Source organism: Microbacterium sp. LMI12-1-1.1 (assembly GCF_040676455.1).
In the GTDB taxonomy this organism is placed as follows: Bacteria; Actinomycetota; Actinomycetes; order Actinomycetales; family Microbacteriaceae; genus Microbacterium.
Window position 1 is genome coordinate 1,296,420 of sequence record NZ_JBEGIA010000001.1, and the last position, 16,798, is coordinate 1,313,217.

At 70.6% G+C, this 16,798-nt stretch carries 12 protein-coding genes; 5 read left to right on the plus strand and 7 right to left on the minus strand.

Annotated elements, in window-relative coordinates:
- The first annotated feature begins 10 nt into the window (after positions 1–10).
- From MRBLMI12_RS06220 to MRBLMI12_RS06230, 3 genes are read left to right on the plus strand one after another with little or no spacing between them, the layout of a single operon-like run.
- Complete coding sequence (locus MRBLMI12_RS06220; protein WP_363354839.1) at positions 11–658, plus strand: DUF624 domain-containing protein; 648 nt, start codon at positions 11–13, stop codon at positions 656–658.
- 48 nt (positions 659–706) lie between these two features.
- Positions 707–2,836: a beta-galactosidase gene (locus tag MRBLMI12_RS06225; RefSeq protein WP_363354841.1), complete on the plus strand. Its 2,130-nt coding sequence runs from the start codon at positions 707–709 to the stop codon at positions 2,834–2,836.
- A 30-nt stretch (positions 2,837–2,866) separates the two neighbouring features.
- Positions 2,867–4,150 carry an ABC transporter substrate-binding protein gene (locus tag MRBLMI12_RS06230; RefSeq protein WP_363354843.1) on the plus strand — a complete coding sequence of 428 codons (1,284 nt, stop codon included), beginning with the start codon at positions 2,867–2,869 and terminating at the stop codon, positions 4,148–4,150.
- An 84-nt stretch (positions 4,151–4,234) separates the two neighbouring features.
- On the opposite strand, the gene iolG is transcribed toward MRBLMI12_RS06230, so the two are convergent.
- The 7 genes from iolG to MRBLMI12_RS06265 are packed head-to-tail and all read right to left on the minus strand — an operon-like array spanning position 4,235 to position 11,986.
- Positions 4,235–5,245 carry an inositol 2-dehydrogenase gene (gene iolG / locus MRBLMI12_RS06235; RefSeq protein WP_363354845.1) on the minus strand — a complete coding sequence of 337 codons (1,011 nt, stop codon included), beginning with the start codon at positions 5,243–5,245 and terminating at the stop codon, positions 4,235–4,237.
- A gap of 55 nt (positions 5,246–5,300) precedes the next feature.
- Positions 5,301–6,218, minus strand: a complete 918-nt coding sequence (locus MRBLMI12_RS06240; protein ID WP_363354847.1) for a sugar phosphate isomerase/epimerase family protein — start codon at positions 6,216–6,218, stop codon at positions 5,301–5,303.
- Positions 6,219–6,258: 40 nt separating this feature from the next.
- A complete protein-coding gene (locus MRBLMI12_RS06245; RefSeq protein WP_363354849.1) occupies positions 6,259–7,155 on the minus strand; it encodes a Cgl0159 family (beta/alpha)8-fold protein in 897 nt (298 codons plus the stop codon).
- On the minus strand, positions 7,152–8,852 hold the full coding sequence (locus MRBLMI12_RS06250) for a hypothetical protein (RefSeq protein WP_363354851.1): 1,701 nt from the start codon (positions 8,850–8,852) through the stop codon (positions 7,152–7,154). The genes MRBLMI12_RS06245 and MRBLMI12_RS06250 overlap by 4 nt, the downstream gene beginning before the upstream one ends.
- Before the next feature lies 1 nt (position 8,853).
- Positions 8,854–9,747 (minus strand): carbohydrate ABC transporter permease, encoded by an 894-nt coding sequence (locus tag MRBLMI12_RS06255; protein WP_363354853.1) that lies wholly within the window; start codon positions 9,745–9,747, stop codon positions 8,854–8,856.
- The gene (locus tag MRBLMI12_RS06260; RefSeq protein ID WP_349425280.1) at positions 9,744–10,709 is read right to left on the minus strand and encodes a carbohydrate ABC transporter permease; all 966 of its coding nucleotides are present in this window, start codon (positions 10,707–10,709) and stop codon (positions 9,744–9,746) included. The genes MRBLMI12_RS06255 and MRBLMI12_RS06260 overlap by 4 nt, the downstream gene beginning before the upstream one ends.
- 2 nt (positions 10,710–10,711) lie before the next feature.
- Positions 10,712–11,986: an ABC transporter substrate-binding protein gene (locus MRBLMI12_RS06265; RefSeq protein WP_363354855.1), complete on the minus strand. Its 1,275-nt coding sequence runs from the start codon at positions 11,984–11,986 to the stop codon at positions 10,712–10,714.
- A gap of 243 nt (positions 11,987–12,229) precedes the next feature.
- Between MRBLMI12_RS06265 and MRBLMI12_RS06270 the strand changes: the two genes are divergently transcribed.
- Positions 12,230–15,139 (plus strand): glycoside hydrolase family 2 TIM barrel-domain containing protein, encoded by a 2,910-nt coding sequence (locus MRBLMI12_RS06270; protein WP_363354857.1) that lies wholly within the window; start codon positions 12,230–12,232, stop codon positions 15,137–15,139.
- A 64-nt stretch (positions 15,140–15,203) separates the two neighbouring features.
- Entirely contained in the window at positions 15,204–16,736 is a 1,533-nt protein-coding gene (locus MRBLMI12_RS06275) for an alpha-N-arabinofuranosidase (protein ID WP_363354859.1), read from the plus strand.
- Positions 16,737–16,798: the final 62 nt, after the last annotated feature.

The window sequence follows — 16,798 nt, forward strand, 5'->3', positions numbered from 1 at the left end:
GAGACCGCACATGAACCGCCGAGAACTCCGCGCCGCGCGTCGGGCCGACGCCTCCGGCAGCGGCCCCACGCTCGACGAGCGCGAGCCCGCCCGCTACCCGGGCGCGAAGGGCGCCTTCGCCCTGTTCGGCGAGGTGCTGCTGACCGGGCTGCTGGTGACCGCCGCCGGGATCCTCGTCGTCACGCTGCCCGCGGCACTGGCCGCCGGCATCCGGCACCTCCGCCGCTATGTGAACGCCGAGCAGTCGCATGCGCGGACGTTCTGGCAGGACTGGCGTGCCGCGCTCCCCGGCGGCCTGGTCGTCGGCATCGCAGCCGTCGCGCTGACGCTCCTGCTGCTGCTCGACATCGACCTGGCGAACTCGGGCGCACTGCCCGGCGGCGCCCTGATCTCGATCGTCGGGTGGCTGGGACTGGTCGCCGGCGCCGTCGCCCTGCTCGTGGCGGCGGGCGCGTGGACGCCCGAGCGCGGCTGGCGGGGCGCGGTCCGCGGCATCCCATCCGCTCTCGCGGCCGATCCCGTCGGCGCGCTGTACCTCGCGGCGGCGGCCGTGCTCGTCGGCGTGGTGACGTGGATGCTCGCCCCGCTCATCGTCGCCGGCCTCGGCTGCGCCGCCTTCGCGGTCGTCGCGGTCCCGGCACGCCGCGGCCGTCGCTGACACGGCCTCCGAACCCCCGCTGCACCATCCAGACAGGAGCTGCTCGACGTGCTGTACGGCGCCGATTACAACCCCGACCAGTGGCCCGAAGACGTGTGGGACGACGATGTGCGCCTCATGCAGGAGGCCGGTGTCAACATCGTGAGCCTCGGCATCTTCGCGTGGTCGCGCATCCAGCCCGCCGAGGACGTGTGGGACTTCGCGTGGCTCGACACCGTCATCGAGAAGCTGCACGCGGGCGGCATCGCGGTGAACCTCGCGACCGCCACCGCGTCTCCCCCGCCGTGGGTGAGCGCCACCTACCCCGAGACCCTGCCCGCCGACGAGTCCGGCGCGTCGTACTGGCCGGGAAGCCGCCAGCACTTCGCCCCGTCGTCGCCGACGTACCGGCGCCTCGCCGGGGAGCTCGTGCGACGCCTCGGCGAGCGCTACGCCCACCACCCCGCCGTCGTGATGTGGCACGTGGGCAACGAGTTCGGCTGCCACCTCTGGATGGACTTCTCGGATGCCGCGCGCGACGCGTACCGCGTGTGGCTCGAGGGCCGGTACGCCACGATCGACGCGCTCAACGCGGCATGGGGAACGAACTTCTGGTCGCAGCGCTACGGCGCCTTCGACGAGATCTTCCCGCCGCGTCTCGCTCCTTACAGCCACAACCCGTCGTCGATGCTCGACTGGCGGCGCTTCACCAGCGACATGCTGCTCGAGTGCTACCTCATGGAGCGCGAGATCCTGCAGCGCGCCGGCGCCACGCAGCCGATCACCACGAATTTCATGGGCCCGTTCAAGCCGGCGGACTACCGCAAGTGGGCGCCGTTCATGGACGTCATCGCGGACGACTGCTACCCCGACCCCGCCAACCCGCACCGCGTGCGCGACGCCGCCTTCCAGCGCGACCTCATCCGCTCGCTCAAGCCCGGCGTGCCGTGGCTGCTCTGGGAGCAGGCGACGGATGCCGTGAACTGGCGTCCCGCCAACCCGGGCAAGCGCCCCGGCGCGCTCATGGCCGAGACCGCGCAGTCCGTCGCGCGCGGCGCCGACGGCATCATGTTCTTCCAGTGGCGCCAGTCCCGCGCGGGCAGCGAGAAGTTCCACTCGGCGATGCTGCCCCACGCCGGGACCGAGACGCGCACCTGGGACGCGGTGACCGAGCTCGGCGCACGCCTGGCCGCGCTGCCGGAGCTTCCGGCGCCTGGCCGCGACGCCCAGGTGGCGCTGGTCTTCGACTGGGAGAACTGGTGGGCCGTCGAGGAGCGCGACCACCCGACCGAGGTCGACTATCTGGCGCTCGTGCTGGAGTGGTACGGCGCGTTCCACGCACGCAACATCCAGGTCGACATCGTCGGCCCCGAAGAGGTCGACGACACCTATCGTCTGGTGGTCGCCCCCGCCCTGTACCTGCTCCGCGATGAGGGCGCAGCCGCGCTCGCACGCTTCGTCCACGACGGCGGAACGCTCCTCACCGGCCCCTTCACCGACATCGTCGACGAGCACGACCAGTTCCGCGACGGTGGATTCCTGACGCAGCTCGGCCCCGTGCTCGGCCTGCGGTTCGAGGACTTCGGCGCGCTCGCGGGATCCTCTGCGAGCGCCGGCGGCGTGGGCGCCCTGAGCACCGACGCCGTCCGCGCCGCGCGCACCGCCGCCGCGGCGGGCACCGTGACATTCGGCCTCGACGGCGCCGAGCAGCGCGGCCGCCTGGTGGCCGAGAGCGTCCACGCGGGCGGAGCAGACGTCGTCGCCTCGTTCGAGTCCGGCCTGCAGGCAGGATCGCCCGCCCTCACGCGTCACCGCTACGGTTCCGGCGAAGCCTGGTACGTCGCCACTGTGCCTGTCAGTGATGTGCCGGTGAGCGACGGACGTTCGGCCGGCGGCCGCGAGACCGACGCGCTCGACGCGGTCGTTGCGACCGTGGTCGCGGCATCCGGTGTCCGTCCTGTCGTCGAGGGACTGCCCGCCGGCGTCGAGGCAGCGCGTCGGGGCGACCTCGTCACCCTCATCAACCACGGCGACGAGCGGCTCGAGATCGCGATCGACGGAACGGATGCCGAGACCGGTGTCGCCGTCGACCGCGTGGTGCTCGACGCGCAGGGCGTCGCTTTCGTCACCGCACCGTTCACCGCCGGCCCCGACCACGCCCCCTCATCCGCCGCGCGCGATGCCCTGAGCGTTTCCTGACCCCATCCCGATCACGACTGGAGCACCCTGATGCCCGCACCTCGCACCCTGTTCGCGGCAGCCGCCTTGATTGCCGGCGCCGCCCTCGTCCTCGCCGGCTGCGCCGGCGGCGAGCCCGACGACGCGGCCGCGTTCGACCCCGACGAGAAGGTCACCCTCGACTTCGCGTTCTGGGGCAACGACGACCGCGCGACCCGTTACAACGACCTGATCGCGGCGTTCAACGAGGAGTATCCGAACATCACGATCAACACCTCGTTCACCGACTTCCCGAGCTTCTGGGAGAAGCGGCAGACCGAGGCCGCGGGCGGCGGACTGCCCGACGTGTTCCAGTTCTCCGACAGCTACCTGCGCCAGTACGCCGAGTCGGGCAACCTGCTCGACCTCGGCGAGGTGTCGGACTACATCGACACGACCACGTTCGATGAGTCGCTGCTGGGCACGGGCGCGCTCGACGACGTGCAGTACTCGCTTCCCACCGGCTACAGCCTGTGGGCGAACTTCGTCAACGACGACCTCGTCGCACAGGCAGGCGTCGAGGCGCCGGAGGGCGGCACCAGCTTCGCCGACTTCGACGACTGGATGGCCGACGTCACCGACGCCACGGGCGGCGCGGTCTACGGCGGCACCGACTACACGCAGCGCATCCAGGTGTTCGAGCTGGTGCTCCGCGCCAACGGCGGCAACCTGTACACCGACGACGGCGAGCTCGGCTTCACCGAGGACGAGCTGCGCGACTTCTGGGAGTCCGGCTCCGACATCCGCGACGGTGTCACGGTGCCGCAGCAGAAGCTCGAGGAGCTCTCGCCCAAGTCCGGCTTCGGCGCCGCGATCACCGCGAGCGAGATGAGCTGGAGCAACTTCCTCGGCGGGTACCTCGCCGACTCGGGCGCCTCGTCCATCTCGATCGTCGCTCCGCCGACCGCGGAGGAGGGCTCGAAGGACCTCTACCGTCAGGCCGGCCTGCAGGTCGCGATCGCGAAGAACACCGAGCACCCGGAGGCCGCGGCCCTGTTCCTCGACTTCGTGGTGAACAGCCCCGAGGCCGGCGAGATCTTCGGCACCACGCTGGGCTTCCCCGCCTCGTCGTCGAAGCTCGAGGGCACGACCCTCGAGGGCGCCGACAAGCAGGTTGCCGACTACATCGAGTCCGCCGCCGACCGCATCGGCGACGCCCCGCCCGTGCCGGTCGTCGGCTACGGCTCGCTCGAGCAGACCTTCTGGGACCTCGGCAAGTCGATCGGCCTCGGCGCCCTCTCGGTCGACGACGCCGTGACGCAGTTCTTCTCGGAGGCGGACGCCATTCTCGGCTGAGCCTGTCGAACGCAGGAAGACGGATGCCGCGGCCTCGTGCCGCGGCATCCGTCTTTCGTCCAGCGGGGTCGACGCCCGCGCAGATCAGTCGGTGCGCACGGCCACCGAGACGCGCTCGGTGGCAGACCTCTGCGCGGCGTCGGCGAGCACCAGCGCGGCGCGGCCGTCCTCGAAGGTCGGGCTCGTCGAGGCGTCGCCGCGCACCAGGGCGACGAAGGCCTCGAGCTCGGCGGCGTACGCGTCGGCATAGCGCTGCAGGAAGAAGTCCTCGAACGGCGCGCGCGCGTCCACCCGCTCGGCCGTCGAGAGGCTGACCAGGCTCGTCGAGCGGTTGGCGACCTGCAGCGAGCCCTTCGCGCCGAAGGCCTCGAGCCGCTGGTCGTACCCGACCGCGCTGTGGCGCGAGTTGATGATGGTGACGACCGCGCCCGAGGCCGCCCGCAGCGTCACGACGGCCGTGTCGAAGTCGCCGTGCTCGCGCGCGCCGTCGTCGAAGGTGGTCGTGCCGACCGCCGTCACCTCGACGATGTCGGGCAGGAAGAAACGGGCCATGTCGAAGTCGTGGATCGTCATGTCGCGGAAGATGCCGCCCGACACCCCGATGTAGGCGGCCGGCGGCGCGGCCGGATCGCGGCTGATGATCGTGAGCTGCTCAAGAGCGCCGATCTCGCCCGCCGCGACCCGCGCCTGCACCTCGGCGAACGCGGGGTCGAAGCGGCGGTTGAATCCCAGCGCGACGGGCACGCCGGCGGCCGCGACCTTCGGGCGCAGCGCGTCGACGCGGGCGATGTCGAGGTCGATCGGCTTCTCGCAGAGCACCGGGATGCCGCGATCGACCGCCCGCGCGATCAGGTCGACGTGGGTCGGGGTGGGCGAGGCGATGAGCACCGCATCCACGTCGGCGGCCGCGAACAGCTCGTCGGCGGCATCCGTCACCCGACCGCCGAAGCGCTCGGCCACGGCGTGCGCGCCGTCGACCATCGGGTCGGCGACCCAGGAGAGCACGGTGTCGGGACTCGCGGCGATGTTCGCGGCGTGCACCTGGCCGATGCGACCGGTGCCGATCAGGCCGAAGCGGAGGGGGGCGTCGGTCACGGTGATGTCCTTGTCGGTGAGGGGATCGGTTCTTGCGAGCGTCAGGCGGCGGGCGTCAGGCCCAGGGCTGCAGCGCCGCGCGGTTGACGCGCTGGTCGTCGCCGCGCGCGGCGCGGAACGCGTCGATGTCGACGTCCGGGGTGTTCAGCACATCCTGCTCGACGACGACCCAGCCGTCGAAACCACGTGCCGCCATGGCATCCATCACCCGCGCGAGGTCGAGGTCGCCGTGGCCGAAGGCGACGAAGGCCCCCGACGACCACACCTCGGTCATCCCCCCGCCTGCAGCGAGGACGCGACGCAGCTCGGCGCGATCGACGTCCTTGAGATGCAGGTGGTTGATGCGGTCCCCCCAGCGCGACACGGCGTCGGCGGGATCGCCGTCGGCGATGAGCAGGTGACCGGTGTCGAGGGTGAGATCGACGTCGACGTGGGCGAGGAAGCGGTCGATCTCGTCGGGCGACTCGACGAAGGTGCCGGCGTGGTGGTGGAACGTCGGCTCGAAGCCGGCGGCGCGCACGATCGCGGCGGCGCGCTCGGTGTTGGCGAAGAGCCGCTCCCAGGCGTGGGCGTCGAGCGCGTCCACCTCGGCACCGCGGCCGGGATGCGCTCGGCGGGTGAGCGAGCCGTCGTCGGCCAGTGTGGGCAGCGGCAGCCGGCGAGGCCCCGCCTCCGCGGCATCCGAGAACACGCGCAGGGCGTCGTGCAGCGACGGCAGAGAGGCCTCGAACGCCTCGTCGTCCGACAGCGGCAGCTGCACCCACCCGCCCGCCAGCTCGAGCCCGAAGTGGGCGAGCCGCGCACGCAGTTCGGCGTCGCGGCCGAGGAAGCCGACCGGACCGAGGTCGACGCCGCCGTAGCCGGCATCCGCGAGCACGGCCAGCATGTCGTCGGCCGCCACGGTGGCCGCACCCTCGGGCGTCATCTCGAAGACGCCGAAGCTCACCGGCGCACCGGCCACCTCGGCGTTCATCGGATCTCCTCGGCACGGGGCATGGGCTTCTCCATCGGGTCTAGAGGTCGGGGTGGACGAGGCGGGCGGCGGCGTCGACCGCGCCCGCGACATCCCCGTCGGGCGGATACAGCAGCGCGCGCCCCGCCGTCAGCCCGCGGACGCCGGGCAGCGCGAGGGCATCCTCCCACGAGGAGAAGGTATCGTCCGGGTCGCCGCCGGAGTCGCCGCCGAGAAGCAGCGTCGGCAGGGTCGTCGCCTGCATCACGCGTTCCATGTCGTGCACGACCGGCAGCTTCATCCAGGTGTACGCGCTGCTGGCGCCGAGCCCGGCGGCGATGGCCATCGAGAGCACGACGGCATCGGGCGTGAGGTCGTTGACGATGCGTCCGCCGTCCCATCGGCTGATGAACGGCTCGATCATGATGGGCATGCGGGCCTCGGCCGCGGCCGTCACCGCACGCGCGGTCGCTTCCAGCGTGGCCGCGGTCGCGGCGTCGGCGAGGTTCACCCGCAGCAGGACCTTCGCGAAGTCGACGCCCGAGCGCACCATCGACGCGACGTCGTAGCCGGTGAAGCGATCGTCCATCTCGAAGCTCGCACCGCGCAGGCCGCCGCGGTTCATCGAGCCGACGACGACCTTGTCGTCGAGCAGCCCGAGCAGCGCGAGGTCGTCGATGATGTCCGGCGTGCCCAGCACTCCGTCGACGCCGGGACGCCCGAGGGCGATCGCGAGCCGCTCCAGCAGCAGGTACCGGCTCGCCATCGCGTCGTCGCGGCCGCCGACCGACAGGGCCCCGCGCGCGGGGTGATCGGCGGCCACGATGAAGAGCCTGCCGTCGCCGCGCACGATGTCGCGGCGCACCCGCGACGACAGGGCCTCCTCGACGGCGTGCGGGCGCTCGGCGCGGAGCGTCCGCAGCGCATGGAAGCCGACGGCGTCGACGACGGCGCTCATCGGGCGTCGCCTTCGGCGCGCAGCGTGAGCTCGAGCCGGCCGGGGGATCGTCCGGTCAAGTAGACGCGCTGGCCGTCGGCGGCATCCGTCGCGCCCAGGAACGCGTAGTCCTCGCCCGGGTGATAGCGCCCGGGCCCCTGGGCGGCGTACCCGTCGCCCGCGTCGAAGGCGATGACGCTGTCGCCCACCCGGTAGCGTCCGATGCCGTCCGGGAGGACTGCGGCACCGTCGGCCCGCGTCGTCACACCCTCGAATCGACCGCCGTCCCGGAACGCCAGCTCGAGTGCCCACGGGCTGTCGGGGCCGTCGATCGCGATCGAGACGACGGCGCCGTCATCCGTCGGCCGGATCTCGACCGTGGTGCGCAGGCGCACCTCGTCGCGCGCGCGATCGGGGAACGCCATCGAGCCGAAGAACCGGCCGTCGTCGGTGAGGGCGTACTCGCCCGAGGGCGAACGTCGCGCCGCGTCGATCGGCTGGTAGTAGTGCGCGGACACCGTCTCGGTCAGTTCGTGCCGCAGGACGCCGTCGGGCCCGGGCGCCGAGACCATCCGGTCGGCGCGGAACGGGCCGAGGCCGAAGAAGTCACGGGAGAGGCGCACAGAGTCGAGCACGGCAGCGCCGGCGAACATGCGGAGGAAGGTGGGATTGGCCGACAGGCCGGAGCGGACGCGGCGGAACCGCGGGTAGTCGCTTCCGCCGAACACCACGAGGCGCCGGCGCGGCGAGGCGGCGACGACGAGGGCGGACTGCTCCCAGCGCTCCCGCGGAGCCGGGGGTGCGGCATCCGGCAGCTCCTCGCCGATGAGCGGCGTGATGAGGAGGTCGGCGAGCACGGCGCCCGGGTGCACCACGCCGGCGCGCAACGCGCGCGTCGCGGCCCAGGCGAAGTCTCCCCGGCCGAGCTCGACGGCGTACCGCCGGTACGCCGTCAGGTAGGGCGCCACCGGGAACCGTCGCAACTGATCCTGGCGTCGCGAGTGCACGGTCTCGACGGTGTCGTCGGGATGGATGAGCCCGAGCGTGCTCTCGAGATTGCGGATGACGGCGGCCCTGGCCTCGTCGTGGTCCAGGACGTCGGCGATGACGCTTAGCGACGGGTTCGAGACATACGCCGCGTAGTTCGCGCTGCGCTCGGAGTAGACCCCGTCGGGCGAGATGTCGATGCCCTCGGCGAGCCACTCCGCCGCGCGGTCGCGCAGCTGCGGCGAGGAGCGTCGGCGGTGCAGGCGGGCCAGTGCGGCGGAGATCTCCCAGCGGTGGTTGGGCGTGTGCACGCCGCCCGCGACGAGCGCGGGCTCCACGGCATCCGCGATCGCCCCGAGGTCCGTGGCCAGCGCGGCGAGGGCGTTCCGCGCCTCGGCCGGAGCAGCGCCGATGATGTGCAGCGTGTCGCACAGGTCGTTCACCGTGAACGACGAGTCGGGCGGCGAGTCGACGTTGTCGCCGCCGATGAACAGCCCGCCGGCGCCCTGCCGGGCGCGGAGCGCACGGACGCTCTCACGCGCGGCGTCGATGAGCGCCGGATCGCCGGCGTGGGCCGACCGTGGCCACACGTACGCAGCGACGAACAGCTTCGCGCGATCCATGAGGCGGCGGTGCCCGTCGTCGGGAGCGATCGCGGTGACCAGCGACGCGTGAACCTCGTCGGCCACCGCCTCGCTCAGCACCGTATGGAAATGGGAGTCCTCCGCCATCTCAGTCCTTCAGGCCCGAATTGACGTCGGCGTTCATGATCTGCCGCTGGAAGATCGCGAAGAGGATGAGCATCGGGACCAGCGAGATCACCGAGGCCGACAGGAGCACCGACCAGTCGACGTTGTCGGCGCCGACGATGGAGCGCAGGGCGACCTGCAGGGTGTAGCGGTCGGGGTCGCGCAGCACGATGAGCGGCCAGATGTAGTCGTTCCATCGCCACTGGAACGAGAAGATCGCCAGCACGACCGCGATCGGCTTCGCCAGCGGCAGCATGATCCGCCAGAACGCACCGAACTCCGAGACGCCGTCGATGCGCGCCGCCTCGAGCAGCTCGTCGGGGATGGTCTTGAAGTACTGACGGAACATGAAGATGCCCGTCGCGGTGATGATCGACGGCACGATGATGCCGGCGAGGGTGTTGTACAGACCCAGGTCGCGCACCACGGCGAACGAGCTCGGCATGATGACCTCGGTCGGCAGCATGGTCGTGGCCAGGATGCAGATGAAGAAGACCTTGAGCCACCATGCCTGGTACTTGGCGAGCGCGTAGCCGGTCATGGCGCTGACCAGCACGGTGAGCACCGTCGTGACGACCGCGACGATCGAGGTGTTGAGGAAGTACTGCGCGAAGTTGAACCGGTTCCAGGCGGTCGTGTAGCCGCTGACCGTCCAGTTCTCGGGGAAGAGCGTCAGCGGCAGGCTGAACAGCTCGGACCCGGGCTTGAACGAGCTCAGCAGGAACCACGCGACCGGGATCAGGAAGCCGAGGGCGAGGAGCCAGAGCACGAGGCTGCTCGGCAGCGCGCGGAGCGGACGGGACGTGCGCGTGCGGGTGCCGGCGCCGGCGCCGGTGCTGGCGGTGCGGGCGCGGGTCCCGGGTCGAAGAGTCGTCATGCGAGATCGTTCCTCTTGTCGAAGCGCAGCTGGATGATCGCGATGATGATGAGGATCACCATGAGGACCATCGACGCCGCACTGGCGTACCCGACGTCGGCGCGCTCGAATCCGGTCCGGTAGATGTACTGGACGATGAACATGTTCGACGTGCCGGGTCCACCGCCGTTGAGCGCCTGGACCATGGCGAACTCCTTCATCGCCCCGATGGTGGTGAGCAGGATCACCATGAACGAGGTGGGCCGCAGGAGCGGCAGCACGATCCGGTAGAACCGCTGCCAGCCGTTGGCGCCGTCCAGCTGGGCGGCCTCGAGATACGACTGCGGGATGTTGCGGATGGCGGCGATGAACAGCAGCATGTTGAACGCTGTCCCGCCCCACGTGCTCACGATGAGGATGAGCACCAGCGCCAGGTTGGGATTCGTCTCCCACTGCAGCCCGTTGCCTCCGAGCATCTCGATGAGGTAGTTCACGAGGCCGAAGTTCTCGCCGAACAGCCACTTCCAGATGACACCGGCCACGATGGGCGAGATGAGCCACGGCAGGAAGAAGATGATCCGCGCCACCGACTTGCCCTTGGCGAAGGTGCTGGTCAGCAGCATGGCGATGCCGAGCGCCGCGACGTAGTGCAGCGGCACCGACAGCAGCGTGTACAGCAGGGTGCGGCCGAGCACGGTGTAGAACACCGGATCCTGCGCGAGGTCGATGTAGTTCTCGGCCCCGATGAACTCGGGTGTGCCGACACCCGAGTAGTCGGTGAACGAATACCAGAGTCCGAGCGCTCCCGGCCACAGGAAGAACAGTGCGAACAGCACCACCGCGACCGCGATGAACACCAGCGGGGCGAGCACGAACCTCGTAGAGCTCCGCCGGGGGCGGCGCGCGCGCCGCGCGCCCCGCCCCACGGTGATGAGCGCAGAAGTCTCGGCACTGCGCCCATCGACGGACTTGGTGGTGGACATGGTCACTCCAGGGCGCCCAGCTGGTCGGTGAACAGCGCGTTGATGTTCGCGATCGTGGTGTCCACGTCCTGCTCGCCGTTGAGGTACTTCACCGTCTCGTCACGCACCGGGTCGCCGTCGGTCGTCACGCCCTGCGCGCCGTACTGCAGTTCCATCGCCTTGATCTCGCCCACGATGTCCGGCGAGGCGGCGATGTCCTGGTTGTAGATGGCGAAGGCGTCCGCGTGCGCCGCGTACGTGATGTCGAGTCCGTCGATCGCGGGGATGAACGACGAGGTCTCCGACAGCTCGGTGTAGTTCTCCGGCTCGTACAGCCACTTGATGAAGTCGTGCGCGGCCTCCTCCTGAGGACCGTCGAAGACGACGACCGACGCGGCGTTGCCGAAGTTGGTCGCGCGCTCCTCGTCCTGCGGCATGTAGACCGAGGCCCACTCGAAGTCGGCGATGTTCACCGCGAAGTCCGCGATCTGCCACGAGCCCGAGAGGTACGAGACCACGTCGCCGCTCTTGAAGAGGGCGTTGGGGTCGGCATCCGACAGCCAGACGGAGCGGGGCATGAACGAGTCGTCGTTCAGGGAGTTGAAGTACTCCAGCGCCACCTTGGTCTGGTCGTTGGTGCTGAACTCGCCGCTGTCATCGGCCTGGAAGTAGTCCGAGCCGAACTCGTACAGGAGCGCCTTGAGGCGGTGCGACGACTTGTCCATCACCATGCCGTAGCTGGTGCCGGTCGCCGCCTGCACCTGCTTCACGGCGGCGACGTACTCGTCCCACGTCCAGATGTCGTCTTCGCTGGTCGGGTACGCGACGCCCGCCTGGTCGAACAGCGTCTTGTTGATGAACATGCCGACCGCCGTGATGTCCGACGGGAGCGAGATGACGTTGCCGTCGTCGTCCTTGTCGGACAGATCGGTGCGGATGTCACTGCCCTCGGTGATGTCCGACAGGTCGGTGGTGACGTTGCGCCACACCGGGTCGACGGCGCCGACGCGGGCGATGGCCGGCAGGTCGTTGGCCTGCGCCGCGTTGCGGAGCTTGGTGGCGAGGTCGTCGTTGGCGATGTCGACGATCTCGACCTTGACGCCGGTCTCTTCCTCGTACTTCTCCGCCATGTGGGCGTACCCGCCGCCCTGGTTGGCGTCGCCCGACAGGAAGAACTGGATCGGCTCGTCGGACTCGCCGGCGTCACCCGAGCTGCACGCCGTGAGCGAGACGGCGGTCAGGGCAGCCGCTGCGAGGGCCAGAGCCACTCGCGTGCGGGATGTGACTGAATGCTTCATTGGACTTCCCTTTCACCCCGGGAGACCAGGGGTCAACGTCGTTGTCGATGAGCGCGGGATTTCGCGCCCCGTGTGTGTCACCGAGCTGGGGCCCGGATCCGATCGCTGATACGATGTTAGGACATTAATGCAAAGTACACCAGCGGGCAAGCGCCTTCCCGTGGAGATCCCCTCGCAGGGGGTAAACGCATTCCACGCGGTAAGGTCGAGCTTCGACGCTCTTCACTCATCGATGAGGAACCCATGGAGATCGCCACCACCCGCCCCGGGTCCGGCACCATCACTCCCCGCGCCCGCCTCCACTCGGACGCTCCGCAGCAGACGCTGGACGGCACGTGGCGCTTCCGTGTCTCGCCGTCCCTGCGTACCGCTCCCGACGGGTGGCGCACCGAGGACGCCGCCGGCTGGGGGGCGATCGAAGTGCCCGGCCACTGGAACCTGCAGGGCTACGGATCACCCGCCTACTCCAACGTGCAGATGCCCTTCCCGGTCGACCCGCCGCACCCGCCGGACGCCAACCGGATCGGCGACTACCGGCTCGACTTCCACGCCTCGCCGTCGGTTCTCGCCCACGGTCGCAGGCTCCTGCGCTTCGACGGGATCGAGTCCGCCGCCGAAGTCTGGCTGAACGACACCCTGCTCGGCACGACGCGCGGAAGCCGGCTCACCCACGAGTTCGACGTGTCCGGCATCCTCGCCGACGGCGTGAACCGCCTGGCCGTGCGCGTGGCCCAGTTCAGCGACGCGACGTACCTCGAGAACCAGGACATGTGGTGGCTGCCGGGGATCTTCCGCAGCGTCACCCTCCTCGGCCGGCCGGACGGCGGCATCGACGACCTCTTCGTCCACGCCGACTACGACGCGCGGGCCTCCGAGGGGATCCTCGACATCACCGCTGTCGTGGACCAGGGCGGGACTGCCCGCCTCACCATCGCGGAGCTCGGCATCGACGACGTCGCCGTGGGCGAGAGACTGGGCATCGCGGGCGTCGAGCCGTGGACCGCGGAACGGCCGCGCCTGTACGAGGCGACCGTGCGCACCGGCAGCGAGGCGGTCACGGTGCGGATCGGGTTCCGGCGGGTCGAGGTGCAGGACGCACGCCTGCTCGTCAACGGTGCGCCGATCATGCTGCGCGGCGTGAACCGGCACGAGCACCGTCCCCGGCACGGCCGCGTCTTCGACGCGGAGGTGGCGCGCGACGAGCTGCTCCTGATGAAGCGCCACCACATCAACGCGGTCCGCACGTCGCACTACCCGCCGCATCCCGACGTCCTCGATCTGTTCGACGAGCTCGGCTTCTGGGTCATCGACGAATGCGACCTCGAGACGCACGGCTTCGAGCACGTGGGCTGGCGCGGCAACCCGAGCGCCGATCCGGCCTGGCGCGACGCCTTCCTCGACCGCATCCGGCGCACGGTGCACCGCGACAAGAACCATGCGAGCGTCATCATGTGGTCGCTCGGCAACGAGTCGCATGCCGGAGCGAACCTCGAGGCGATGGCGCGGTGGGCGAAGCTGACCGACCCGAGCCGTCTCGTCCACTATGAGGGCGACCACGAGAGCCGCTACGTCGACGTGTATTCACGCATGTACGCCCCGCATGACGAGGTGCGCGAGATCGGCGAGGAGACGCTCCGGCCCGCACCGCACGACGCCACCCCTGCCCAGATGCACCGCCGCACGCTCCCGTTCCTGCAGTGCGAGTTCGGCCACGCCATGGGGACCGGGCCCGGCGCACTGCAGGAGTACTGGGATCTGTTCGAAGCGTATCCCCGTCACGCGGGAGGCTTCGTCTGGGAGTGGGTCGAGCAGGGCATCGAGGTCGACGGCCCCGAGGGCGAGGCGCGCATCCTGTACGGCGGCGACTTCGGCGAGGACGTGCACGACGGCAACTTCGTCATCGACGGACTCGTCGACGCCCACCGCACCCCGCGCCCCGGTCTGCTCCACTACGCGGCCGTGATCGCGCCGGTGGTGGTCGACGTCGACGCGGACCGCTCGGCGGTGCGCGTCGCGAATCGCTACGACTTCCTCGACCTCGGGCACGTCGCCGTGCGCTGGACGCGCGTCATCGACGGCGAGGTCACGGCATCCGGCACGCTCGACCTTCCGCCGTGCCCGCCGCGGTCGACGGTCGCCGTCGACCTGCCCGCGGAGTGCCGGACGGATGCCGCGTCCCGCGTCGCCGATGTGCTCACGGTGGAGGCGGTGACGACCGTCGCTGCCCCCTGGGCGGACGCCGGCCACGTCGTCGGAAGCGGGCAGCACGTGACCCAGGGGCGTCCCGCTCTGCCGGCGGCGAGCGCCGCCGGGCCGCGCGAGGACCGCGTCGGGGCCGCGCGCTTCGATGGCGAGACGGGCGGCCTCCAGGAGCTGGCGGGCCTGGCGATCACCGGACCGACCGTGGGAGTCTGGCGCGCCCCGACCGACAACGACCGCGACCTCGGCAACGACGAGCTCGACCTGCCGTCGTACGCCGACCGCTGGCGTGCGGCGGGCATCGACCGCATGGTGACGCGCCTGGCGGACATGAGCGCGGATGACGGCGGCCTCCTCGTGCGCACACGGACGGGCACACCGATCCTCGCCAGCTCGATCGATGCGCGCCTGCGATGGACCGCGATCGCAGACGACGCCGTTCGCCTCGACGTCGAGCTCGAGCCCAACGATGCGTGGACCACCGAATGGGCCCGGCTCGGCCTGGACTTCGTCCTCGAGGGCGAGCCGCTGGGCGCCGACATCGCCGGGTACGGCCCGATGCCGAGCTACCCCGACCTGCGCTCCGCGGCGAGGTTCGGCTGGTGGCACCTCGACGCCGACGACCTCACCGTCGACAACGTCCGCCCCCAGGAGAGCGGCTCGCGGATGGGGGTCCGTGACGCACGGATCCTCACGCGGGGCGGTGCGCTGCGCGTGTCGTCGCTCGACAGCTCGTTCGCGCTCACGGTGTCACGCCACAGCAGGCCGGCCCTCGCCGCCGCAGCGCACAACTGGGAGCTGCCCGCCGAAGGCCGCACCTTCGTGTCGATCGACCTGGCCCAGTCGGGCGTCGGCACGGCGACCTGCGGGCCCGGCGTGCTGCCGCGCTACCGGCTGCCCGCCCGATCCGCGGCCATCTCGCTCGTGCTCCGGCACGAGCCGGCCTCCGCCTGACCGCACCGCCGGCATCGCTTTCGCGCGCCGGCTGTCCGACCGACCCATCCGAAGAAGGAGCCCCATGACCTCTCCGACCGACGCCTCCGCACGCCTCGACCCGCACTACGAGATCGCCGACATCGACCGGCGCCTGTTCGGCGGGTTCGTCGAGCACCTCGGCCGCCACATCTACGACGGCATCTTCGAGCCCGGGCATCCGTCCGCCGACAGCGAGGGGTTCCGCACCGACGTGATCGAGCTCGTGAAGGAGCTCGGCGTCTCGACCATCCGCTACCCCGGCGGCAACTTCGTGTCGGGGTACAAGTGGGAGGACGGCATCGGCCCGAAGGCCGAGCGCCCGCGCCGACTCGACCTGGCGTGGCACTCGACCGAGACGAACGAGGTCGGGCTGCATGAGTTCCAGGCGTGGCTCGACCGCGTCGGCAGCGACCTGATGCTCGCGGTCAACCTCGGCACGCGCGGCACGCCCGAGGCGCTCGACCTGCTCGAGTACGCCAACAGCGATGCCGAGACGGCCTGGACGGACCAGCGCGCGTCGAACGGCCGCGAGACGCCGTTCGCCGTGAAGATGTGGTGCCTCGGCAACGAGATGGACGGCCCGTGGCAGATCGGGCATCTCGACGCCGACGACTACGGCAAGCTCGCCTCGCGCACGGCGAAGGCGATGCGGATGCTGGATCCCGGCGTCGAGCTGGTCGCCTGCGGCTCATCGGGCCGCGGCATGCCCACCTTCGGCTCGTGGGAGCGCACGGTCCTCGAGCACACGTTCGACGACGTCGACTTCATCTCGTGCCACTCCTACTACCAGGAGCATGACGGCGATGCGCAGGAGTTCCTCGCCTCCGGCGTCGACATGGCGCGCTTCATCGAGTCGGTCGTCGCGATCGCCGACACGGTGGCGGCGACGAAGAAGAGCGACAAGCGCATCATGATCTCGTTCGACGAGTGGAACGTCTGGTACCTGCACCGCGAGGACGGCACCGAGTCGGGACACGAGTTCAAGGGCGGCGCCTGGCCGGTCGCGCCCCGCCTGCTGGAGGACAAGTACAACGCCCTCGATGCCGTGGTCTTCGGCGACCTGCTCATCACGCTGCTGCAGCACGCCGACCGCGTGCGCTCGGCATCCCTGGCGCAGCTCGTGAACGTCATCGCGCCGATCATGACCGAGCCCGGTGGCCCGGCCTGGCGGCAGACCACGTTCTTCCCGTTCGCGATCACCTCGCGTCTGGGGCAGGGCCGCGCGCTGCGCGTGCCCGTGTCGTCGGCATCCTTCACGAGCGAGAAGCTCGGCGAGGTGCCGACCCTGAATGCCGTCGCCACGATCGACGACGAGGGCGTGTCGCTGTTCGTCGTGAACCGTTCGACGACGGATGCCGCGGACCTCCGTGTCGACCTGGCTCCGCTGGTGCGCGAGCTCGGCCGCGACGTCGAGGTGGTCGAGTCGCACCTGCTGCACGACGACGACCTCTACGCGGCCAACACCCTCGAGAACCGGGAGCGGGTCGGCGTGCGCGGGGCGGCGGCATCCGTCGACGGCGACGTGCTGTCGGTCGCACTGCCCGCCGTGTCGTGGGCAGCGATCCGACTCGCGTGACCACCGCGAGGAGCGGAGGAGATGTGACCGGCGGGGGCCCTTCGCCCTCGGATCCACCTCCG